Annotated in this window: 22 protein-coding genes; 5 read left to right on the top strand and 17 right to left on the bottom strand. The window is 36.9% G+C overall.

The genetic code is table 11. The annotated features are described in order from the left end of the window. Positions 1-3: 3 nt before the first annotated feature. The 12 genes from K350_RS29565 to K350_RS0119125 form a co-directional block, all read right to left on the bottom strand. Positions 4-1020, bottom strand: a complete 1017-nt coding sequence (locus K350_RS29565; RefSeq protein ID WP_051313362.1) for a polysaccharide deacetylase family protein — start codon at positions 1018-1020, stop codon at positions 4-6. Next, positions 1017-1958, bottom strand: coding sequence for a GNAT family N-acetyltransferase (locus K350_RS29560; protein ID WP_051313361.1), 942 nt, complete (start codon positions 1956-1958; stop codon positions 1017-1019). Before K350_RS29560 ends, K350_RS29565 begins: the two co-directional genes overlap by 4 nt. Positions 1959-2009: 51 nt before the next feature. After that, positions 2010-3311, bottom strand: coding sequence for a polysaccharide deacetylase family protein (locus K350_RS0119170; RefSeq protein WP_028981274.1), 1302 nt, complete (start codon positions 3309-3311; stop codon positions 2010-2012). A gap of 86 nt (positions 3312-3397) precedes the next feature. Next, entirely contained in the window at positions 3398-4285 is an 888-nt protein-coding gene (locus K350_RS0119165; RefSeq protein ID WP_028981273.1) for a ComEA family DNA-binding protein, read from the bottom strand. Between the two features lie 348 nt (positions 4286-4633). Then, a complete protein-coding gene (locus tag K350_RS0119160) occupies positions 4634-5545 on the bottom strand; it encodes an SDR family oxidoreductase (protein ID WP_028981272.1) in 912 nt (303 codons plus the stop codon). Further along, on the bottom strand, positions 5542-6174 hold the full coding sequence (locus K350_RS0119155; protein WP_028981271.1) for a peptidylprolyl isomerase: 633 nt from the start codon (positions 6172-6174) through the stop codon (positions 5542-5544). The genes K350_RS0119160 and K350_RS0119155 overlap by 4 nt, the downstream gene beginning before the upstream one ends. A 45-nt stretch (positions 6175-6219) precedes the next feature. Beyond that, positions 6220-7143: a hydroxymethylbilane synthase gene (gene hemC, locus K350_RS0119150; RefSeq protein ID WP_037576433.1), complete on the bottom strand. Its 924-nt coding sequence runs from the start codon at positions 7141-7143 to the stop codon at positions 6220-6222. Positions 7144-7187: 44 nt separating this feature from the next. After that, entirely contained in the window at positions 7188-8093 is a 906-nt protein-coding gene (gene rimK / locus K350_RS0119145; RefSeq protein ID WP_028981269.1) for a 30S ribosomal protein S6--L-glutamate ligase, read from the bottom strand. Positions 8094-8097: 4 nt separating this feature from the next. Beyond that, positions 8098-8550: an ATP-dependent zinc protease family protein gene (locus K350_RS0119140; RefSeq protein ID WP_028981268.1), complete on the bottom strand. Its 453-nt coding sequence runs from the start codon at positions 8548-8550 to the stop codon at positions 8098-8100. Between the two features lie 11 nt (positions 8551-8561). After that, a complete protein-coding gene (locus tag K350_RS0119135) occupies positions 8562-9686 on the bottom strand; it encodes a DNA polymerase III subunit (protein ID WP_028981267.1) in 1125 nt (374 codons plus the stop codon). A gap of 80 nt (positions 9687-9766) precedes the next feature. Next, a complete protein-coding gene (locus tag K350_RS0119130; protein WP_028981266.1) occupies positions 9767-10927 on the bottom strand; it encodes a GlmU family protein in 1161 nt (386 codons plus the stop codon). Between the two features lie 79 nt (positions 10928-11006). Further along, entirely contained in the window at positions 11007-11249 is a 243-nt protein-coding gene (locus K350_RS0119125; RefSeq protein WP_028981265.1) for a type B 50S ribosomal protein L31, read from the bottom strand. 164 nt (positions 11250-11413) lie between these two features. Here K350_RS0119125 and K350_RS0119115 point away from each other — a divergent pair, with 164 nt between their 5' ends. Beyond that, positions 11414-11920, top strand: a complete 507-nt coding sequence (locus K350_RS0119115; RefSeq protein WP_028981264.1) for a phosphoribosyltransferase family protein — start codon at positions 11414-11416, stop codon at positions 11918-11920. Here the strand turns inward: K350_RS0119115 and K350_RS0119110 are convergent. Both K350_RS0119110 and K350_RS0119105 read right to left on the bottom strand, forming a co-directional pair. Further along, positions 11917-13164, bottom strand: a complete 1248-nt coding sequence (locus K350_RS0119110; protein ID WP_028981263.1) for an ABC transporter permease — start codon at positions 13162-13164, stop codon at positions 11917-11919. The two genes, K350_RS0119115 and K350_RS0119110, sit on opposite strands and share 4 nt — an antisense overlap. Next, the gene (locus K350_RS0119105; RefSeq protein ID WP_051313359.1) at positions 13157-14071 is read right to left on the bottom strand and encodes an ABC transporter ATP-binding protein; all 915 of its coding nucleotides are present in this window, start codon (positions 14069-14071) and stop codon (positions 13157-13159) included. The genes K350_RS0119110 and K350_RS0119105 overlap by 8 nt, the downstream gene beginning before the upstream one ends. A 141-nt stretch (positions 14072-14212) precedes the next feature. Here K350_RS0119105 and tnpA point away from each other — a divergent pair, with 141 nt between their 5' ends. After that, positions 14213-14593, top strand: a complete 381-nt coding sequence (gene tnpA / locus K350_RS29555) for an IS200/IS605 family transposase (protein ID WP_051313357.1) — start codon at positions 14213-14215, stop codon at positions 14591-14593. 139 nt (positions 14594-14732) lie between these two features. Here tnpA and K350_RS0119095 read toward each other — a convergent pair whose 3' ends face one another. Together K350_RS0119095 and K350_RS0119090 are read right to left on the bottom strand one after the other, a co-directional pair. After that, entirely contained in the window at positions 14733-15611 is an 879-nt protein-coding gene (locus K350_RS0119095) for a DUF72 domain-containing protein (protein ID WP_028981261.1), read from the bottom strand. 72 nt (positions 15612-15683) lie between these two features. Further along, complete coding sequence (locus K350_RS0119090) at positions 15684-16268, bottom strand: YdeI/OmpD-associated family protein (protein WP_211236765.1); 585 nt, start codon at positions 16266-16268, stop codon at positions 15684-15686. A gap of 299 nt (positions 16269-16567) precedes the next feature. Between K350_RS0119090 and K350_RS0119085 the strand changes: the two genes are divergently transcribed. Genes K350_RS0119085 through K350_RS0119075 form a run of 3 tightly spaced genes read left to right on the top strand, consistent with a single transcriptional unit; the run spans position 16568 to position 21412 of the window. Further along, on the top strand, positions 16568-18937 hold the full coding sequence (locus tag K350_RS0119085) for a TonB-dependent receptor (RefSeq protein WP_028981259.1): 2370 nt from the start codon (positions 16568-16570) through the stop codon (positions 18935-18937). A gap of 22 nt (positions 18938-18959) precedes the next feature. Next, entirely contained in the window at positions 18960-20198 is a 1239-nt protein-coding gene (locus tag K350_RS0119080; RefSeq protein ID WP_028981258.1) for a DUF4374 domain-containing protein, read from the top strand. Positions 20199-20245: 47 nt separating this feature from the next. Further along, positions 20246-21412 carry a PepSY-associated TM helix domain-containing protein gene (locus K350_RS0119075; RefSeq protein WP_028981257.1) on the top strand — a complete coding sequence of 389 codons (1167 nt, stop codon included), beginning with the start codon at positions 20246-20248 and terminating at the stop codon, positions 21410-21412. A 61-nt stretch (positions 21413-21473) separates the two neighbouring features. On the opposite strand, the gene K350_RS0119070 is transcribed toward K350_RS0119075, so the two are convergent. Further along, positions 21474-22235 carry a hypothetical protein gene (locus tag K350_RS0119070; RefSeq protein WP_028981256.1) on the bottom strand — a complete coding sequence of 254 codons (762 nt, stop codon included), beginning with the start codon at positions 22233-22235 and terminating at the stop codon, positions 21474-21476. Positions 22236-22246: the final 11 nt, after the last annotated feature.

Here is a 22246-nt window from a genome sequence, read left to right as displayed (position 1 = left end):
ACGTTACTTTCTATTTATATGGTTTTTCCCTAAAGGACTTTTCAGGATATAATATATGTATTCTGCAGCAATAATATGGCGGGCAGAATCAAGACTTTTTTCCATTGGTATTCTTTGAAAATGGAATTTAAAATTTTCATGTTTTATTCCCGCCACTCCAAAAGAACAATCCACTCTCATATTTTCATACATCTGATTAAATAAGGCCGCAGAAACTCCATGATCAGTAAAAGGGAATGCAAAAGTTTTCAAGCTGGAAAAATCTTTACTGATAATAGAATCAATACTTTCAGAAGTTTGCGCAACCTGCTCTTCCAGTGTAAGCTCTTCATATAAAGGATGATCCATACTATGAGCACCGATATGAAAACCTTGATGTTTTAGCTGCATTATTTCTTCAGAATCCAGATATGGCTTCTTTTCTTTCAGATAGTCAGAAAATGAAAATTCGGAAGCAAGAGCTAGTTGATCAAGTATATCCCTTTCTCTGTATTTCACAGACTTCACCATTTGAATGAATTGGCCTTCCTTAACTCCAGTTCTTTCAAATGTTCTTTGAAAATTGATCTTCCTTTTTTTGAATAAATCTATTAGCAAGCTTGCCTTATTCCGGAACATCAATTCCCTGTTGTCTACAAAGGCAGGATTAATAAAAAATGCTGCAGGTATTCCCCTCTTTATAAGATTAGGTGCAATGACTTCTTTTACTTCCCTTAAACCATCGTCAAACGATAAAAAAAAAGAAGGTTTATTGAGATTTAATTGGCCATTTCTCCATTTTAAAAGATCATCAATAGATATCGGGTTGAAATGCCTGAGCATAAACTCAAGGTCTTCACAAAATAATTTTTCACTTCGAATTTTATATAGATTACCAACATGTGGCACCTCCTGATTAGAGACTAGATGGTATGTCGGAAATATAACCTTTTGTCCTCCTAATTTCTTAAGAACGGAAAAGGGAGTAAAAGATGCCCAAGTATTAAGAACAGGGATGAACAGGTTGTCTTTAATGTTCATTTCCCAAGAATACTTTTAAGTTTTAATAAAAGAGAATTTCTTTTCAGTATCTGGTGGTAAGGAAGTTGGGTTGCCCCGAAATTTCTGAAAAACTGCTCAACTGGTTCCAGCATACTGCCTTCAAAGTCGAAATCCTTGGTTTGCGATTGAGCCATTTCAATTCCATTCCACAGCAAATACGTCAAAGCTCCGGAATTTTTATACTCAGGGTCAGCTGCTCCGAATAAGTAATAAACACAATTCTTATCCCACACAAGGAACACGCCTGCATGTATGGCCCCTTTTTCATCTTTGGCATATAATATTTGCCCCTTCCCTTCACTGATACACCAATCAACACACCTTTTGATGAAGGAATAACTTAAATTAAAACTAAGATTCTGCTCTTTGAATGATCTTACTTTAAAGTCAAATAAATCCTTAACATCTACCGATAGATATACCTGCAAAGTGCGTTCTGCCTTTGAAAGCTCTCTTCTCACAGAATCTTTAACCTGTAATCTGAGTGCTTCAGGACTTTGACCTTTAAATATTTTATAAGTATATCTCGTAGTTTGTTTAAACTCCTTCCAATAAAAAGGAAGCCAGTTTGTAAAAGTTGGATAAAGGTTAATGTTTAACTCATCGAACTCTGGCAGACGCTCAATTAAAGATGATAATACTTTTTTCTCGAAAGCAATTTTTGTCAGATCCTTTTGTCCATCGGGGTAATTGATCCAGACTCCTGAATACGGAGTCAGTTGAGGTTGCAGTATTCTTTTAAATCCCAGTTTTTGATTCAGAGGGAAAATTAAAAAGCCATGAATATTTTTTCCTTTTGCTTCTATCAAGACGTCCCAGTTATCGCCACAGATCAGATCCATCCATGCAGGTGTAAGAAAAAGAGGTATATCTTTTTGCGTCGTACAATAACTTCTGAAATCGTCTTTTTTATTCATCAAGGAAACTTAGGCTTTTAAGGAGTTTAGTTTTTGAAATTAATCAGAAAGTCACTCTTTTGCCAATCGTATTACTTTTTCATAGACCTCTCCCCAGTTCTTCCATTGTCTTTCATTTCCCAAAGACTCATTATGAAAAATGAATATAAGCTGCCCTCCTACTTTTTTCACGTCATTGACAAGTGGGGTGATGTGATTGATTACTTCCTTTGAACGCACTTTCTGGAAAAACTTTAATGTGCTGTCCATAAAAGCAAAGGGATAGACTCTAAGGTCTGTCGTTATATTTTTTTCCAGGTCAAAGAACAGGAAAGAACTACAGGTACCGGCTCTGAATCCTATCTTTGTTGTATAACCCATTGAATAATCCTCTTTGATGCCGGCATTCAAAAGATTTCTGTAGGTTCCCGGAAGAGTAAGCTTTATATAATGCTGTCTGCTTTTTGTGATCGGACGAGAAAGTATACCTTCCAACCTTTTTTTCTCTATTAAGAGCTTTTCCTCTGAAGTATTCGAGCCGTAAGAAGGATGTAAACCAATAGTTGCTTCCTCACCAAGACTTTTGACAAGCTTCACCATATGTTCATTATCATAGGGAAGGTTTTTGTCATACTTGCCATAGTCCCCCAAAAGAAAAAAGTAATTAGGAGTTATTTTATAGGTCTGGTGAATTCTTCTTTGTTTATCATAAGTATCATAGGGGTCCTGAAGTTTCCCCAGATGTATTTTGATACGCTTGCGCAATTTATTAAACTCAAGCTTAAGAAGTCTTTGAGCAAATGACAAACTTGTTCTTAAAATACCTTTAAATTTATAGGCATATGCATTATCAATATCAAGAGTTGGCAGGAAAGAATAAGTTCCAGAATAAGTTATAGCTTGAGGATACTTGTTATTGATTGTTTCTTTAATCATTTGAGCCCAGAAATTGACAATTGGTTTTTCAAGGAACCCTCCTGAAATAGCGATGCTGCTTTCTGGTTTATACCTGTTGTGCCTGTCTTTTTTATGAGGAAGATATTCTTCATACCTTGTGATCATATAAAACCCGGCGGCGAACGGATCAAACGGCAGAGATCCGGTTGAGACGGAAAATAAAGTCTTTATTCCATTAAATATTCCGATTTTAATTTGCCTTATAGAAACAGTTGTTTCAAATAATATAGGATCTGCTTCCAAAAATAATTCATCGTTTACCTGCTTAAATCCATAAGAAAACTTTGCTTCACTATAGTCTTTGAATTTCACAGCATCAGTAGTAAACTCATAATCTGATTTGAATATTTCTTTAAAATAAAAATCAAAAATATATGTAAGCCTATTTGTAATCTGAGGCACTAATACCAATATCATTCCCTACCGAAAAAATTAAAGAGTTAATACTATTTCACGTAAAAATAATATTTGTTTTCCTCAATTTAGGCCGAAAATCTATTTTTTTAATGCCCAATCTCAATGTATCTATAAAGTACTGCTGGTTTTCTGCATTTAAAAACTGTATCGTTTCGAATTATTGAATGAATGGTTTCGGCAGAGAAGTTTGTCTTTTTTATTTTTGAAATACATTTGGCTGCCTGATATCCTAAATAAGGATGACCTGCGATTGCCTTAAATTCAGCATCCTGAAGATTGATTTTCACCGGTTCAAATGTATTTTCTATGAATGTAAATGCAACTAATTGAGCAAGGGAATTTTCCGTCAAACCGTAAATTTCCTCATATTGGTCTTTACTGACGAAGCCTCCGAGTGCATTTCTATATTTAAGAATTCTTTTTGCAAGTGCGGGACCTATACCACTCAGCTTTTCCAATCTGGTCGAATCTGCTTTGTTAATATCAAATACATCTGGCGCCTTTTTCTCAATTAGTTTAGACTTAGGAAGTATTTGAAAAGTTAAGAATGGTGCAATCTTTTCAAATTCATTTTTATCTAATCCATAAATTTTAAGTAAATCTTCTTTGACAAAAAACTTCCCCCCTTTCTCCCTGAATTTAATTATTCTTTCCGCCAGATTGGGCTTTAAGCCTGTCCTCAGCATAGTCTCTTTGGAAGCAGTATTCGGATCAAAATTTCCCGGCTTATCTGCAGGAATTTGTATGGATTTATTTTTAAGAGTGATTGACTGTGGCTCTGTTTCGAATAGTTTGGCCAGACTATCCAGCGATTCGTTGCTTTCTGATTTATCTATGATTTTTTGAGGGAAAATAACGTCCGTAAAAAAAGGGGCGGTCAATACAATACACAGTATAACCTGGAGGATAATAAATCCTTGAGCTTCCTTCCTTGATATGCCAAAAAAGTACTTACATCTTTCGATAAGATTCATAAAAGCTGGTAATGTGTGGAGTAATTAGCTGATTAAACTCTGCCTAAAAGTATAAAAATGAGGGCAATAAAAAAAGCCCTCCACTCCCGAAGGGCTCATTAACCTTTACTAAATTATTTACTAACTTATTAAACAAAAGCGTACTAATAAGTCAAATCACCAAACACAGCTTTTCAACCACTATCAACTTAAAATCCCGATTTGAAACTGCCGTCTTATCTACATTTCAATTACACTATAAAATTACTTTATTAATGAACGCATGTAAATAAGGGAAAACCCTTAGAAGAATCTTCGAGATTTCCTTAAATCGTTTAATGTGAAAAACCTGTTATTGGAAAGAAATAACTAAACTTCAGCTATTTGTTCAGCCAACAATTTAATTCCTTCTTCAAATGAATGAGGATCATACCCCAGATCATTCATGGCCTTATCAAGAATAAAGCCTGTTTTCGGGGGTCTTACTGCCGGTTGTTTGAATATTGTACTATCTGCTTTTGTGATTAGAGATTTATCCAGTTTAAAGAAATCGGCAGTTTTAATGGCCATTTCATATGGTGTGAGGAAATCTTTTCCACTGATGTTATAGATTCCTGTAGCCTGATTTTCCATGATAAGATAGCATCCCATCGCTAAATCTTCGGCCAATGTAGGAGTTCTCCATTGATCTGTAACAACCTGAATTTTCTTCCCTTCTTCCAGACTTTTTTTAACCCAAAGGATGATGTTGGATCTGCTCATATCGCATGCAATACCATAAACAAGTACAGTTCTTGCAATAGCCCATTTGGCTTTGCTTTTTAATACAAGTTTTTCTGCTGCCAGCTTGCTATCTCCATAGTAACTCAAAGGATTGGCTTTAGCATTTTCATCATAAGGACCATTTTTCCCGTCAAAAATAAAATCTGTTGATAAATGGATCAGATGTGATTTTACTTTTTCAGATGCTTCAATCAGGTATTTAACTGCATCAACATTCTGAGCCCAGCAAGCTTCTTTCTCTGTCTCACATTGATCCACATTGGTCATGGCCGCAGTGTGAATGATAAAGTCAGGTTTGGTCTCAGAAACTATATCCATAACCTGGTTTCGGTTGGTAATGTCCATTGACTTATATACATATGCCCCAGGCTCCATAGGAAGTCTGTTTTCGCCTCTTGCAGTAGCGATCAAGTCATAGTTTTCGTCATCAGCTATAAGCCCTACCAGCTTTTGTCCCAAAAGGCCATTTGAACCTGTTATTAAAACTTTCTTTTTCATGCTTTATAAAAGTTTTCGCAGTGATATAGTTTTATGATTTTTTTCTTTTTTAGTTTTTTAACGGAAACCTCCATTGTAATATTTTTAGAAGGTCTGTCACGCTGATCTTTTGGTTGCGTGGCAATTTTATCAATTACATCCAGCCCCTGCACCACCTGACCAAAAACTGTATATTGGTTATCAAGAAAGTGCGCACCATCCTGATTTTCTACAATATAAAATTGAGATCCGCTGGATTCTCTTTTAGGATTCACCTGATCTCCCATTCTTGCTGCAGCAACAGCGCCCTTGTTATGCTTCAGTTTCTCATTAAACTCTGCAGGCACTGTATAGCCAGGGCCTCCCATTCCATCATTATTTGGATCTGCATCTTTAGAATTAGGATCTCCACCCTGAATCATGAATCCATCAATAATTCTGTGAAAGGTTGTTCCATTATAGAAACCTTGCTGAGCAAGCTTCAAGAAATTTTCTTTGTGTTTTGGAGTTAGGTCAGAAAGAAGCAAAACCATATCTCCAAACTCTGTTTTTATTGTCACTACATAATCCTTTTTAGAGGGTTTTGTTGATTGACCAAATGCTGCAAGCGAAATAAAAATTAATAAAACCGCAAAAAATTTACTTTTCATATACACTAACTTTAAGACATTTTTAACAAGGATTTTCCTCAAAAGTTATTTCTTCAAGGCATCTAATATTTCTTTACCTCCGGAGCTGAGTACTTCTTCAGCCAGTTGCAAGCCTAATTTCCTGGCATCTGTCAGACTTCCCTTTACCTCTTTTCTAATAATATTAGAACCATCAGGACTTACAACCCCACCGCTTACTTTTAATAGATTTCCTTCGATTGTGCCTAGGCCAAAAACAGGAATGCTACAACCACCCTCCAGTTTATTAAGGAAAGTTCTTTCAGCAATAAGGCAGGTTTCGGTTGGTATGTGATTTAGTAATTTTTTGATGACAGCCTTCTTATCAGAAGCAAGAGAAAGTGCAGCTTCAATGGCAATACTTCCCTGTCCTACAGCAGGAGTAAATAAATCAACGGGAAGTTCTTTTACAATAAAATCATTATATCCCATTCTATGCATGCCTGCATAGGCTAGAATCATTGCCGGAAAAAGGCCATCTTCCATTTTCTTAAGTCTTGTCTGGAGATTTCCTCTCGCATCAGTTGTAGAAAGGTGAGGATAGTAATGCTTTAGCAAAGCTTTTCTCCTTGTGGAAGAAGTACCGACCAATACCCTGGAAAGGTCTTCCAGAGCAAAATCTTTGTCAAAGCTGACCAGCACATCGTTTGGTTTTTCTCTTTCGGTGAATGCAATAATTTCCAGGTCGGGACCAAGGTCTGTCTGCATGTCTTTTGCACTATGGACTGCGATATCCAAGGAACCATCTTTCAATTGCAGTTCAAGCTCTTCTGTAAAAATTCCTTTGGTCCCTATTTCGGCAAAGGCAGAAGTAAGTTGCTTATCTCCTTTGGTGTCAATCTTTATAATCTCTGTTTCATAACCGGCATTGTTTAATACACCGGCTACATGCTCCGTTTGCCACATTGCCAGTTTGCTGGCTCTGGTACCAATTCTGATCTTACTCTCCATCAATATAATCAAGCGTTCTAAGAAGCAACTTAGAAATTTTTAGGCTAAACTCCAATCAAATCCCGCTCTGCCTTTTTCTTTTTATTGCGTTCCACAAAATCAATGATCTTGCCTGCTACATCTATCTGAGTAACAGTTTCTATTCCTTGAAGGCCTGGAGAAGAATTGACTTCAATGATTAGAGGACCTCTGGTGCTTCTGAGCATATCAACTCCGGAAATAGATAAGCCTAGTGCTCTTGAAGCACATAGCGCAGCATCCCTTTCTTCATGAGTAAGCTCAATCATTTCGCCTTCGCCTCCACGATGCAGGTTTGAGCGGAACTCACCTTCTTTACCCTGCCTTTTCATAGCGCCGACCACTTCATTGTCTACCACAAACGCTCGTATGTCTGAGCCATTGGCTTCTTTTATGTATTCCTGAATGAGAATATCCGCCTTGAGGCCATAGAATGCTTCGATAACAGACTTAGCTGCTTTTTTTGATTCAGCTAGTACGACACCTATACCCTGGGTACCTTCTAATAATTTAATAATGACGGGTGCTCCACCAACATGATTTATAAGATTATCAACATCTTTTGACTGGCTTGCAAAAGCTGTCTTCGGAACTCCAATACCGGCTTCGCTCAATACCTGAAGAGTCCTCAGCTTATCTCTTGATCTCGTGATGGCTTGTGATTTTGTTGCACTGAACACATTCATCATTTCAAATTGACGCACTATAGCAGCCCCATAAAATGTAACAGAAGCCCCTATTCTTGGAATGACAGCATCATAATCAGTTATTTTCTCCTTATTATAATAAAGGGTTGGATTTCCAGCTTCTATCCCGACATAACATTTCAAATGATCAAGAACTCTTACTTCATGACCACGCTCTTTAGCAGCCTCCACAAGCCTCTTTGTGGAGTAAAGGCTTGCATTTCTGGAAAGAATTGCGATACGCATCATCTTACTTATTTAAGCTTTTCCGTTTGTGTTTGTAGGATAAATTGAATTTGGAGACATCTACCAGGAAACCATTCATCAAAAATTTTCTACCCAATAAAATTGGGTGTTTCATGTTAGATCTGTCTGAAAGGGTAAACTCTGTTTCAATAAGTTTGTTAAAAACGAGAACTTTCGTCTTTATCACAAATCGCTTTTCGACTTGACCGAAAGAGCTTTTCACCGTTCTTTCGGAGAAATCGCTTGTTTGAAAAACAACTTTTTCTTTTTGCTTACCATTAAAATAAGGTAAGGTGAAGCTAAGCTTCTTCCTTAATTTGCCAGTAACTTTAGGATCACTGCAGTGGATTGAGCAACTATAAGCCCCGGTATCCACTTTTGCTTTTACCTTAAATATTTTAAGATCCGGGAGATCTATAATATCGCTGCGGCCTATCGTTAGCTTCTCTTTCTTCATGAGCAGTCATATCAAGACTTCATCATTCCGGATATTTGCAGAGAGAGATCAAGAAAAACGATTTTTGCATTGGCGTTTCTCTCTATATGATAATATGCCTCGTTCAGGCTTTTACTTATATTTTCGATTTTAATTTCGTTTAAGGCTTTTGAAAAACCTTCCACAAATTTCAGATCTTCTTCATTAAGTCTTAACAGCTCTTTGCTATTCAGACGACAGATCAGGGTTTCTCTCAGAATATTCAAGCCATATTGAAAAAGATTCTTTTGACCTTCTCTTCCAAGTTTCTGGAAGGCCTCTGACCAGTCTACAAGCTCGAGAACATTAACCTTTTTGTAACACAGTCTCATCCATTCTCTGAACATCTGATGGTTATCTTCTTCTACTTGTTGCAGCAATCTCAATCCTTCATTTAGATTTCCATCTGCGAGATAAGCAACTTGTCTTGCCTGCTTTTCATCCAGGCGCTTATCTTCCACAAGGAATTTAGTCACTTCATCATCTGTGAAAGGCCTGATCTTTACTCGCTGAGTACGAGATAGAACCGTTGTAATGATCTTGTCGGGATTTTGAGTAACGAGCAGAAATATAGTTTTTACCGGAGGCTCTTCAAGCACCTTAAGAATAGCATTCGCAGAAGAAGAATTCATTTGTTCCGGAAGCCAGATGACCATAATTTTATATTCAGCCTCGAAAGACTTCATGGTCACAGTTTTAATGATATTTCTGCTTTCATCTACAGATATATTCAGTTGCTTATTTTCCGCTCCTATAAAGTTTCCCCATTCTATCAATCCACCATAAGGATTTTCCGCTATGAAGTTCCTCCATTCTTTCATGAATAAGGCACTTGAAGCATCCTTTGAAACACTTTTTGTTGTGCTTACCGGAAATACAAAATGCAGGTCCGGATGGATGAGCTTATTGAATTTATTGCAGGAAGCACAAGTGCCGCAAGAATCTGTTTCTCCTTTTTCCTCACAGTTGATATAAGTCGCATAAGCCAGGGCCATTGCAAGGCTACCGCTTCCTTCTGGTCCGGCAAAAAGCTGAGCATGCGCTACATGTCTGTTTTTGACAGAAGCAATAAGGCTGGCTTTGGTTTCTTCAAGACCTTTAATCTGAGAAAATAACACAATTAATAAATTTAGGTACTAGTTATAAATTTTTGAGGTAGAAATAAAAGGTAATATGTTGTAAAATTGTTAAGCAGGGATTAGAAATTTCTCACCTGCTGATCTTCAATTTCATACACATGTCTGAGTATCTTGATCTCTTCCTTGGATAGCTGGATATTTCTCCTACCCATGACCCTTTCGGCTACCTGAACTACCTTTTCAAAGTTGTATCTGGAATAATTTTTATCGCCGCCCCAGGCAAATGAAGGGACAAATTTGGCAGGATATCCTTCGCCGAAGATGTTTGCATTGACTCCTACTACAGTGCCAGTATTGAACATGGTATTGATCCCGCATTTGGAATGATCTGCCATTAGCAGACCGCAAAACATTTTTCCCGTGTTTACAAAGTCTTGTTCCTTATAGCTGTAAACCTGAACTTCTGAGTAGGTATTTTTAAGATTTGAAGTATTTGTATCTGCGCCTATATTACACCACTCACCAATTACAGAATTACCAAGGAATCCTTCATGGGCCTTGTTGGAATAACCGAATATTACAGAATTGCTTACTTCTCCGCCTATTTTTGAATAAGGACCAACAGTTGTATCACCTCTGAATTTTGCACCCATACTTACAGATGCACCTTCACCAAGAGCAAATGGTCCACGAATGATGGCTCCTTCCATGACTTCAGAGTTCTTACCCAAATAAATGGGTCCATTCTCAGCATTAAGAATAGCAGCTTTAATAGATACACCTTCTTCAATAAATATTCTTTCCTGATTATAAATCCTGGTATAAGGATCTGAAAGAGGTGCTGAAGTTCGGCCTTTGGTAATCAGGTCAAAATCTTCAGTTATTTCTTTACCATTATTCAAAAAAATATCCCAGGGTCTTCTTATTATATTCAAAGCACCCTTAAATTCAATCTGTTTGCCTTCTGCAACTTTTTTATAGGCGATAATGACACCGTCCTTGACAATAACTTCTCCGTCTTTGAGGCCTATAATTTTTGCAACAAGGTCATCAGTAGGGCAAACACCTCCATTAATAAATACATTTTCTTTTCCCGGATTGAGAGTGAAGCGATCGCTCAGATATTCTTCTGTGATATAAGAGACGTCTAATCCGGATCTTAACCTCCATTTTTCGGCTATGGTTAAAATACCGATCCTTACCTCAGCAACCGGCCTGGTAAAGGTAAAAGGAAGGAGACCCTGCCTTATAGAAGGTTCGTCGAATAAAATGAAATGCATATTTTACAAAAATAAAAAAGTCTTCATGGAATCATGAAGACTTCTATACTTAAAGAAAACTTTATTCAGAATGTTTTTATTACTTCTGGTATTTTTTCTTGAATTTCTCAACTCTACCTGCAGCATCAACAAATAATTTTTTGCCAGTGTAGAATGGGTGAGAAGCTGAGCTAACCTCAACTTTAACGAGAGGATAGGTATTTCCATCTTCCCATTTAATTGTTTCAGAAGTCTTTATAGTTGATTTTGTAAGAAATTTAAAATCACTAGAAGAATCTTGAAAAACAACTGCTCTGTAATCCGGGTGAATATCTTTTTTCATAATCGCTAACTATCTATTGTAAAAGGGTAACAAATTTAGTAAAATAGATTTTATCTACCAAACTCATGATTAATTTTTTAGAAATTACCCTTTTCATTAAATTGCCCTCCATTAAATAAAAAAGCACTGGGGCTTTAATTGGTTCCTTTTTTAACAAGAAATATATGGCTGGTGAAAAAAATTTAATCCTTAACAAACAACAGATATTACAGAAAATCAAGAGGATATCTTTTGAAATATATGAAAATAATTTTTCTGAAGGAGAAATTGTGCTGGCCGGGATCGATGAAAAAGGATATATTTTTGCCAATCTTCTGAAAAATGAAATTGAAAATATTTCTCCCTTGAGAGTCATTCTTGTTAAAATTCAGCTGGATAAACTTGCCGGAGTGCAAAGTGAAGTTCACCTGGACATTGACATTGAAAGTCTTAAAAACAAAACTGTCATTCTGGCGGATGATGTTTTGAATACAGGCCGTACACTGGCTTATGCCCTTAAACCTTTCCTGAATATAGAATTAAACAAATTGCAGACAGTGGTAATTGTGGACAGAAGCCATCAATTATTTCCTATCGCAGCAGATTATGTGGGCTATTCCCTGGCTACAACATTGAGAGAAAGAATTGATGTGGTTCTGGATGGGCACGATTACGGAGTTTATTTACATTAGTCTTTATAAGAAAGCCACCTGAAGAGTTCCTTCCAGGTGGCATTTTTACCATACATTAAAATTCCTACTCTATATATTTTTGCGGCAAACCATGCCGCCAGCAAGAAGAAGGTGAATAGCGTAGCCATCGACAATACAATCTCCCAGGATGCAATGCCAAATGGTATTCTCAACATCATCACGACGGGACTGGTAAAAGGAATATAAGACAGGATTTTTGCCAAAGTGCTGTCCGGCATTTCCAGTATTCGGGGAGCCATAATAAATGAAAAAATTAAAGGCAGTGTTATAGGCAGCATAAATTGCTGGGTTTCTGTCTCCGCATCAGAAGCCGCTCCAATCGCAGCAAACAGAGAACTATAAAAGAGATATCCTACAAGAAAAAAGAAGATAAATACAGGAATAATCAAACCAAAATTTATCTGTCCTACAAAATTAAGCATATCGTTTACTTCCATTGCCTGAGCCGCATCATGACTTGTTTTTAAAGTCTGATTGATGTTTTCGTCAGAAAAGCGTTCCAACTTAAATCTGTCAAAAATCCAACGGGATATAGTAAATGTAGTGACTACCCAAATTAAAAATTGAGTAAGGCTCACCAACGCCACTCCCAATATCTTTCCTACCATAAGCTGAAAAGGAGTCACAGAAGACACTACCACTTCAAGTATTCGGTTGGCCTTTTCTTCAATGATACTTTTCATTACCTGCACTCCATATAAGAATATAAAAAAGTAAACTAATATGGCAGAGAACAAGCCGACCGATGCCGATGCCTCACCAGCATTCTTCTCCGTCAATCTTGTTTCTTTGAAATTTAAATCCGGTAAAGATCCGTGTTGAGGAATGAGTACCTCCTTAAGTTTATTTCTTGCAATGGCCAGTTTTAAAGCCTGCTCTATTCCTTTCCTTTCCTCTGAAGATATATTTGAGACATTGATAAAATTTGCATTAATAACTCCAGATGAATCAGACGGAAGAATTATGAGATGTGAAGGCTTACTTCCACCTGGAGTCTCCTGATTTGAAAAGATAATAAACGGCGCTTCAAGCTGTTCATTTAATACATGATGCTGGTCTATAACCACTACTTCCTTTTCCTTTGCTTGTGGCGTTGTGAGCCATGCAGGAACAATCATCAAAACCAAAAAAATCAGAGGTCCTAAAAAAGAAAGTATAAGAAAAGCTTTTTTTCTGACTCTTGTAATGTACTCTCGCTGAAGGATCAACCAAACTTTATTCATTACTATCTCCCTTTATCTTATCTATAAATATTTCATGAAGCGAAGGTAGCTCTTCCTTGAAGCTCTTAAAACTCACATGCGGCATTAACACTTCAATGATTTTATTAAGAGCTACTCCCTGGGCTGGAGCCAGCGTGGCAACAAACTGATTCCCGGAGAGTGATTCTGTTTCTACTATATCGTATAAGAGTTTATTTTCAGACAAAGAACCTTCTCCTTCAATTATAAGTCTGTTCTTTTTTACTCCTTCTTTAATCTTTTTGACCTCCCCTTCAAGAACATTTTTTCCTTTGTTTATAAGCACAATTTTATCACACAACTCTTCTGCGTTTTCCATTCTGTGCGTTGAAAGCAAGATGGTTTTTCCTTCTTTTTTAAATCTGAAAATATAGTTTTTTAGTAATTCAGCATTTACCGGATCAAAGCCTGAGAAAGGCTCGTCGAGTATAATCAGGTCGGGATTATGAATAATGCTGGCAATGAATTGTACCTTTTGCTGCATTCCTTTTGAAAGAGAGTCAACAGTGTGATTCTTCCAATTGTCAAGGCTGGTTTCTTCCAAAAATGATGAAGTCCTAGCCTTAGCATCAGATGCAGTAACTCCCTTTAACCTGGCAAAATAAACAAGTTGCTCCTCTACCTTCATCTTTTTATACAAGCCTCTTTCTTCAGGCAGATAGCCGATTCTTTGCTGACAAGCAGAAGTGAATTTGTTTCCCTGGAAAAAATACACTCCTTTATCAGGACCTAATATACCGGTTAGTATCCTGAGTAGGGTTGTCTTTCCTGCTCCGTTCGGACCAAGGATACCATAGATGCTACCTTGCTTTATCCCGAGTGATATTTCGCTTAGAGCTTGAAATGCTCCAAATGATTTAGAAAGATTTTCTGTTTTTACTATTTCCAAAAGATTCAGTGTATGGAGTAAAATTAATAAGGAGAAATGAGATTATGATTCACTTGTGAAGAAACTTAAACGTAGATATAGATTGATGAGAATATTTAGCTAATATTATCTTCAAATCCAGCTACTTAAAATAAAACAGCTATGGGACAATCATTGGTAAAAAATTACATCCATCTAATATTTATCACAAAATACAGAACTCCATTTATTCAGCCTCTTTTTCAGAAAGAAATTCATGGATACTTATGTGCTAAATGTAAGGATCTTGAATGCCCAACCATCGCCATAGCAGGTGCAGAGGAGCATGTCCATATTTTATGTATGCTCTCTCAAAAAATCCCATTGATGAAACTCGTTGAATATGTTAAATCCAAATCTTCAAAATGGATCAAAACCAAAGACTCATCCCTCCAAAATTTTTATTGGCAGGATGGATATGGAGCCTTTTCTGTAAATCCTTCCGAGAAAGAAAAAATTATCTCATATATTTCAAATCAAAAAATACGTCATCAGTTTGTATAGGGCTTACACCCTATGCTGACAAAATACCACCCCTCCGGGGGCTTTAAGAAAATATTACGTCTTCCAGAAACCAGTCCCTGGAAGAGACGGCTTTTTGATAACGCAGGGTAAAACCCTGCGCTCTTCTTAAATAAAGGTTCTACTTACTATCCAACGTCTTCGGAATCTGGATATCAAGATCAAAAGCTTTGTTTAATTTCTTAATAAAATAAGCTGAAAGAAGCGGTGACTCTTTCTCCACATTTTGATGGACAAAAAAATACAATTCTTGTAGTCCTTCTTCTCTCCATTTCTTGATTCTCTTCAACCAGTCATCAAGGCGAGCATAATCACTTTCATGATTGGCTCCGACGTATCTAATAAATGCCTTCGGAGTTGTAAGTCTCATGTGTAGCATATCTCTTCTTCCGGCAGTATCTACAATAATGTTTGTCTTTTTCTTAGCTTCCATCAACTTATATAAACGCTCTGCCTCTTTAACATCTTCGAACCAGGCTTTATTCCTGAGTTCTATAGCAAGCGGAATTGCCTTTGGAAAATCGTTGATAAATGTCTCAACCCTATCAAAATTTTTAGGCCCAAAATTATCATGCATCTGCAAAAACACCATTCCGAGTTTCTTGTCAAATTCGGATACAGCATCACAAAACTCTTCTACAACAGGTTGTACATCTATTAGTCTTTTAAAATGACTAATACTATTAGTGAGTTTAGGAAAAAATCTGAAGTCCGAAGGAGTCTTTTCTTTCCATGTTAAGACTTGCTCTTTGGAAGGTGCATTATAAAAAGTAGCATTCAACTCTATGCTATTGAATTGTGATGAATAATATGTCAGTTCGTCTTTTGTTCCTTTAGGGTAAAAATTCTTTAGGTCTGTTTTATTCCATTTTGCACAGCCGACATACACTTTGAAAGGCTTGTCCTTCTTATTCTCCGAAAGCATCTTTCCTGTGTCTTTATGGTCTGGTGGTAACTTAAAATCGATCTCTTCGGGATTCTCTACCTGGCCAAATTTCATAGGTTCTCGTTATTGGTTAAACATTTATTCTGGCAATATAAATATTTAATCCAAATAGAAAAGTACCCAAACTCAGCTTAGTTTCTTTTCAGCTTCGCTTTCTCTTATCAAAGCTTCCAACCTTTCTTCTCTTGTACTTCTTTGATCTGCGCTCATGATCCAGTTGAGTACTGTGCGTTTATAGGAAGGAGCTGTTGCATTAAAAAAATTCCAGGCTTTACTATGCGCCTTAAATTTTTCTACTAAAAAATCATCCAGTTTTGCTTCTACCTTTTCAAAGGGAAATACACCCGAATCACATCCTTGTCTGTTATTAAAAACCTCAATACCCTCAAACTTCATTAATCCTTTTTCCAAAAGTTCTTCTACTTTCTTTATATGCAAAGGACTCCACACGCTTTTGGGTTTTCTTGGTGTGAATCTGATAATATACCCTTCTTTATCAAGCGATTTGCGTACTCCCTCTATCCATCCAAAGCAGAGAGCCTGATCCACAGATTGGGACAAGGTGATGCCTTTTTTTTCAGAATCCTCTTTGTAATAACCGATTAAAAGCTCCTTCTTCTTTTGGTAATTTTTTTCAAACCAATTCCGAAGTTCTTGCTCTTCAGTAAAAAACATTGGTCCCATGTGCCCCATTTTAATTCCCGTTTCCATTTATTCTTTAAACAAAAAAACCACCTTTATCAGTTTAATAAGTACCAAAATCCAATAACATACTGATTAACAGTAGATTAAACAGGGGTAAAAATCAAAAAATATTTTTTCACATAATTTGGAACCATTCTAAATAATTTATTTATTTTTGCGCTGTTTAGATTTAGTCTAATTAAAATTAGTAAACAATGTGAAATGGTAAGAAAAAAACACCCACAAAAGATATAAGTGAGTCAGCTCAATCCCACAACGTCAAAATTCGAATCAAAACCATAAAGAAATTAAGTACCGATTAAACAATGTCATTTTCCAAAATTTTACTCACCCTCAGTTTCATTTTTACCCCTCTCCTTTTTTATGGACAATCAACTTCTGGTACCATCAAGGGAGCAGTTGTAGATTCAAATGGAAAACCAGCGGCATTTACATTGGCTGCTATAAAAGAAACCGGAAAATCGACATTGACTGAAGCTGATGGGACTTTTAAACTTGAACATCCTGAAGGAGCATATACACTGGAGGTCCAAATGCTGGATCATGAACCAATATTAATTAAAGTGCAGGTAAAAGCTGGTGAAATAACGGATGTAGCTCAAATCAAACTTATAGAATCTGATAAACACCTGAAGGAGGTACAGATAATAGGTAAATCCAAAGCTCAGGAAATAAAAGAATCATCATATAATGTTAATGTTGTTGATCTAAAAACATATGCTAACACTACTACAGATCTTAATCAGATACTAAACAGAACATCAGGAATTAAGGTACGTGAGGAAGCCGGAATGGGCTCTAATTTTAACTTTACTTTGAATGGTTTCAGTGGTAAACAGGTTAAATTTTTCCTGGACGGAGTTCCAATGGACAACTTCGGATCATCGCTCACACTGAATAATATCCCTGCGAATCTTGCAGAAAGAATAGAGGTTTATAAAGGAGTTGTACCTATCTGGTTAGGAAGTGATGCCCTTGGAGGAGCGATTAATGTTGTAACCAATCAAAAGGTCAAAAGCTTTGCTGATCTGTCATACAGCTATGGATCTTTTAACACTCACCGTGCTTCTTTAAATAGCCGCTTTGCGGATAGCAGTGGGTTTATGGTAAATGTAAATGCATTTTACAATTATTCAGATAATAGCTATAAAACTTATGTAGAATCTGCTGATCCAATTACTATGAAATATGGCCCTGAAAAGTCATACAAAAGATTTCATGATAGATACAAGTCAGGAACGCTGCAGTTGGAAGCTGGAATCGTTAACAAAAAATTTGCTGACAAATTACTTTTCGGAATTATTGCTTCCGGCAATAACAAAGAAATTCAGACTGGCATGAACATGCAAAACGTGGTGGGAGAAGCCTTTACTAAGAGTACATCATTAATGCCAACACTTAAATACAAAAAAGATAATCTTTTCATTCAAGGACTATCTCTTAGCTTTTATGGTTCATTCAATTCTACCAATTCTCTGAATGTTGATACCTCGTCGAGAAAGTATAACTGGGAAGGTCAAATAATTAATTCAGCTATGAATACTATTTCGGGAGAAATAGATGAAAAAACCTTATTTAAGTTTACAGATCAAAATTTCCTAACAACAACCAACCTGAGCTATAAGATTTCTGAAAGAAGTTCTGTTGGACTTACACATACCTTCAATCGGTTCAGAAGGAAAGGCTCAGACCCTATAGCCAGATTTGCAATAGCTTTTGAAGATCCGAACATATTAAGAAAACATGTACTTGGTGCTGCATACAATTATAAAAGCCTGAACAACCGTTTTACCGGAACAATATTCGGAAAATACTTTCAGCAAAAAGTAAGCACAACGGATGCATCGGGATATGATGACAACAAAGTGCCTGTATCAAAATCCAAAAGCTATCCGGGGTATGGAGTGGCGGCATCTTATTTTCTAACTTCCACTTTACAGATCAAAGCTTCTTTCGAACATGCCTATCGCCTTCCTGATGAATTAGAGCTAATGGGGAACGGAATAACCTATAAAGCTAACATGACTATACAACCGGAAAGAAGTAACAACATTAATCTGGGCTTTATAACCAATTTCAAAAGAGGCAATCACCATATTGATTTTGAATCAGGAGTCATCTATAGAAAAGCATTTGACTTTATCAGACCCAATGCCTCAGGTGGCCCCACTGTTACCTATATGAATGAAGGGGAGGTTACCATTAAGGGTATTGAAGGCGGATTCAGATACATGTACAAATCACTCTTTTATATAACAGCCAATGGAACATACCAGGATCTTCGTTCTACATACAAGTATTTTGAAGATGGGGCAATAAACTTTAACCGAAATGACCGGATTCCAAATTTCCCCTATCTATTCGGCAATTCGGATATAGGTGTTCGCTTTAGCGATATTTTTTCAAAGAAAGATAATATCTCTTTAAACCTCGGAATCAACTATGTCAACAAATTTTGGCTTTTCTGGCCGAAGCAAGGTGGCAGAAGAGGGAAATTTGACATTCCAGGTCAGTTCACACAAAACATCGGAGTTACATATTCTTTTAAAAACGAACGATATAATATAAGTCTTGAATGCAATAACATAGGAGATGTGAGAGTTTACGACAACTTCAAGCTGCAAAAGCCCGGCAGAGCCTTTTATGTAAAATTCAGAATGCAATTACACAATTAACCTTTTAAAATAAATTTTATCAATGAAAAAACGATTACTCTCCAAAGTAGGTCTTGCCTGCATTGTAACTTCTATGCTATTTTCTTGCAAAGAAAAAGAAGAAGTTGATGTAATGAGTGGTGATTACTTTGTATCTCTGAGAACTCAGGGGAAAGAAGGTACCAGTGATTATGCCTTGCTTCAAGGGAACCTTTTGAACGGAGAAATAAGTGCCGAAGGCAGAGGGATAGAACAACTGGGGTGGTGCTACTACGCAACTGTAGGTAATACTGCTTTCAGCTTTAGTTATGGAAACGCCAGCAACAAATGTATAGGATACCATAAAGTAAATGGAGAATTGAAGGAAAAAGGCAGCATGATGTTTAATCGTATGGACTGCATGGGCAAAGGAGATGACAATACTCTTATAGCAATCGGTGCTCCATGGGGCGGAGGTACACTTAATACTGAAATCCAACTGATAGATGTTAACACTGTAGGATTGATGACCAAAAAGACCAGTCCGATTTATCTAAGCAGCCCTTCGGACACACTTAACAAATGGCCTACAGGGATCCTTGTAAGAGATGGAAAAATGTACGTAAGCTTTTATCCGGTTGGTGGTAAATCATGGTTAACTCCATCAACCGATACAGCTTACGTTTCTGTATTTACCTATCCGGGACTTGACTATATTCAAACGATTAAAGATACCCGCACAGGCCCTATCGGGTTTTATGCAGGACCTGAAAGCATGATCATGACTGAAGATGGAGATATCTATACATTTTCTCCTAACTCATTTGGCGCTGGTTATACACAGGTAACCAAAAGTTCAGGTATTTTGAGAATCAAAAAAGGCGCTTCATCTTTTGATAAGGATTACTTCTTTGATGTGCAGGCTGCCAGTGGCGGGCATTATAAAATTCTTTCCGGAACTTATGTTGGCAATGGTAAAATTGTGGCCCGTGTAATTGTTGATGAGCAACAAAGCGAAGATTGGCAATGGGCTGCTCTTCAGTCTGACAATCCTGTTTGCAAAATTATAATAATAGATCTTGAAAGTCAGTCTATTTCCGAGATCAGCGGTGTACCAATGCATGGCGGACAGTACGCTTCCAGAGCTCTTGTAGAAAATGGAAAGATGTATACTTCTATCAACGCCGGAGGAAGTAATGGATGTGCTATTTATGAAATTGACCCAACGACTGCAACCGGAACCAAAGGTGCTGTTGTTAAAGGCATCGAAATACCTGCTATCTTTAAATTAAAAGATGAATAATATAATAATGGCCCCGGAAACGGGGTCATATTCATAACTCTATATTTATGACCTTCAAACAATTGACAGGCAAACTTCACTTGTGGCTTGGGCTTGCGTCCGGGCTTATTGTTTTTATAATCAGTATTACAGGATGTATACTGGCTTTTGAAACTGAAATTAAAGAACTCACTGAGCCATATCAGTTTACAAAACCAATCTCAGGAAAGATACTCCCTCCTTCTCAATTAAAAAAGATTGCATCAAAACATACACCAGGTAATAAGGTCAACAGCATTGAATATAAAGGCGCGCCATATTCGGCAGCTGCTTATGCGTTTGGTGAAGACTTTTACTGGAAAGTATATTTAAACCCATATACAGGGAAAGTCTTAAAAGTCTCTGATATGGATAAGGATTTTTTTCATATCGTTCTTCATGGTCACTTCTATTTGTGGCTACCAGAATCTATCGGACAGCCGGTGATTGCTTCAGCAACTCTTATATTTGCTATAATGCTTATCAGTGGTCTTATTTTATGGTGGCCCAAGAATAGCAGTGCAGCCAAACAACGCTTTTCTTTCAAATGGAAAGAAACGACCAAATGGAAAAGAAAAAATTATGATTTGCATAATATACTTGGGTTTTATGCGATGGCATTTGCCTTAATACTCGCTCTTACAGGCCTGGTGTGGGGCTTCCAGTGGTTTTCGAAATCAGTTTATTGGGCTACCTCGGGAGGAAAATCTTTACCTGCATATAACAGGCCATTATCAGATACAACCATAACTCCATCAGCAAGCAACGAAGGACAGATGATAGACCTATTATGGTCAAAGGCTGTAAAAGCAAATCCAGGTCATTCACTTTCTGTAAATATGCCTGGAGATCATAAAGACCCTATAAGTATTAATGTCAACCCAGCCCGAGGTACATATTACAAAGCCGACAACAGCTATTTCGATCAGTATACAGGAAAGCCCCTTCCTGATGGAGAAGGTCCCTATAATATCAAGTATGAAAATTCAGGTTTTGGAAATAAGCTAAGACGAATGAACTATGACATCCATGTTGGTGCTATCTTGGGCCTACCAGGGAAAATCCTTGTTTTCTGCATTAGTCTGATATGCGCAAGTCTTCCTCTTACAGGCTTTTATATATGGTGGGGAAGAAATAAAAAACAGAAGAAAGATAAACTTAAATCAAAAAATAAGGCCACATTACAAACGGTTTAATAATAAAAGTCCTGCATTTATAACTCAATGCAGGGCCTTTTATTTTAAGGTAAATTTAAAATCAGATTTCTTCTTCTCTTGTTCCTATTATTCTTGCAGCATCCGAATAACCTTCTTCTTTCAGCTTGATCACAATACGAATAATCTCTTTTAAATTTCTCGCAGTTGCTTGTAACGCCACATTGTGATAATGATCTTTTTCACCTGGGAATCTCTCAGCCTTATCATACGTGCGAATATGGGCACTGACATCAACGAGATTTGTATGAAGGTCAATAAGTAAGGATACAAGTTCCGGAGCCAGGTATTCTGCATATTTCATGTTAATCAACATCCAGATATCTTCAGCCTTCTCGTCAAAATAGTCATAGCTATCTTTGTTAAAAAAAGTAAGATCTATCCTTTCAGAAAGCTTCTCTGCGGAAAGAACCTCCAATTCGTTTAAAAACTTTTCTCTTTGCTTTCTTAACTGCAAGACAACTTCTTCTTCTGTCATTCTGTGGTTAAATTCAGCTTTGAACCCAAACACTCTTGTTGCTACACCATCTCTGACTCTGTTGATCGTTCTTCCGATAAGATAATCGATATGCTCCTGCACAATTAGCCATCTTTTAGTCTTGGATTTTACCAATAGCACATCGATTACAAAAATCGTAAATGCAGCACCGATGACTTCAGATAATATATTTAAAGATAAATCCTCATCGAACCATCTTAGTGCTATTGCAAATAATGTAGCAACTCCAATGGCAATATATATCAGGACTGGTCTGTCCGATTTATTGATTTTACTCTTCTTAGCTTCGTCTCTTAAAGTTGACATAAAAAAATTAC

Origin of the sequence: Sporocytophaga myxococcoides DSM 11118 (assembly GCF_000426725.1) — a bacterium.
GTDB classification, from domain to species: Bacteria; Bacteroidota; Bacteroidia; order Cytophagales; family Cytophagaceae; genus Sporocytophaga; species Sporocytophaga myxococcoides.
The sequence above is the reverse complement of the archived record's forward strand: the minus strand, read 5'-3'. Positions and strand labels throughout refer to the sequence as shown.

Coding starts and splice junctions, on each gene's coding strand:
- hemC (WP_037576433.1), bottom strand. CDS start 7,143: ATGGAGAGTAAGATCAGAATTGGTACCAGAGCCAGCAAACTGGCAATG.
- K350_RS0119090 (WP_211236765.1), bottom strand. CDS start 16,268: ATGGAAACGGGAATTAAAATGGGGCACATGGGACCAATGTTTTTTACT.
- K350_RS0119160 (WP_028981272.1), bottom strand. CDS start 5,545: ATGAAAAAGAAAGTTTTAATAACAGGTTCAAATGGCCTTTTGGGACAA.
- K350_RS0119140 (WP_028981268.1), bottom strand. CDS start 8,550: ATGAAGAAAGAGAAGCTAACGATAGGCCGCAGCGATATTATAGATCTC.
- rimK (WP_028981269.1), bottom strand. CDS start 8,093: ATGCGTATCGCAATTCTTTCCAGAAATGCAAGCCTTTACTCCACAAAG.
- tnpA (WP_051313357.1), top strand. CDS start 14,213: ATGGGACAATCATTGGTAAAAAATTACATCCATCTAATATTTATCACA.
- K350_RS29565 (WP_051313362.1), bottom strand. CDS start 1,020: ATGAACATTAAAGACAACCTGTTCATCCCTGTTCTTAATACTTGGGCA.
- K350_RS0119095 (WP_028981261.1), bottom strand. CDS start 15,611: ATGAAATTTGGCCAGGTAGAGAATCCCGAAGAGATCGATTTTAAGTTA.
- K350_RS0119125 (WP_028981265.1), bottom strand. CDS start 11,249: ATGAAAAAAGATATTCACCCGGATTACAGAGCAGTTGTTTTTCAAGAT.
- K350_RS0119155 (WP_028981271.1), bottom strand. CDS start 6,174: ATGAAAAGTAAATTTTTTGCGGTTTTATTAATTTTTATTTCGCTTGCA.
- K350_RS0119080 (WP_028981258.1), top strand. CDS start 18,960: ATGAAAAAACGATTACTCTCCAAAGTAGGTCTTGCCTGCATTGTAACT.
- K350_RS0119115 (WP_028981264.1), top strand. CDS start 11,414: ATGGCTGGTGAAAAAAATTTAATCCTTAACAAACAACAGATATTACAG.
- K350_RS0119165 (WP_028981273.1), bottom strand. CDS start 4,285: ATGAATCTTATCGAAAGATGTAAGTACTTTTTTGGCATATCAAGGAAG.
- K350_RS0119085 (WP_028981259.1), top strand. CDS start 16,568: ATGTCATTTTCCAAAATTTTACTCACCCTCAGTTTCATTTTTACCCCT.
- K350_RS0119170 (WP_028981274.1), bottom strand. CDS start 3,311: ATGATATTGGTATTAGTGCCTCAGATTACAAATAGGCTTACATATATT.
- K350_RS29560 (WP_051313361.1), bottom strand. CDS start 1,958: ATGAATAAAAAAGACGATTTCAGAAGTTATTGTACGACGCAAAAAGAT.
- K350_RS0119130 (WP_028981266.1), bottom strand. CDS start 10,927: ATGCATTTCATTTTATTCGACGAACCTTCTATAAGGCAGGGTCTCCTT.
- K350_RS0119070 (WP_028981256.1), bottom strand. CDS start 22,235: ATGTCAACTTTAAGAGACGAAGCTAAGAAGAGTAAAATCAATAAATCG.
- K350_RS0119075 (WP_028981257.1), top strand. CDS start 20,246: ATGACCTTCAAACAATTGACAGGCAAACTTCACTTGTGGCTTGGGCTT.
- K350_RS0119110 (WP_028981263.1), bottom strand. CDS start 13,164: ATGAATAAAGTTTGGTTGATCCTTCAGCGAGAGTACATTACAAGAGTC.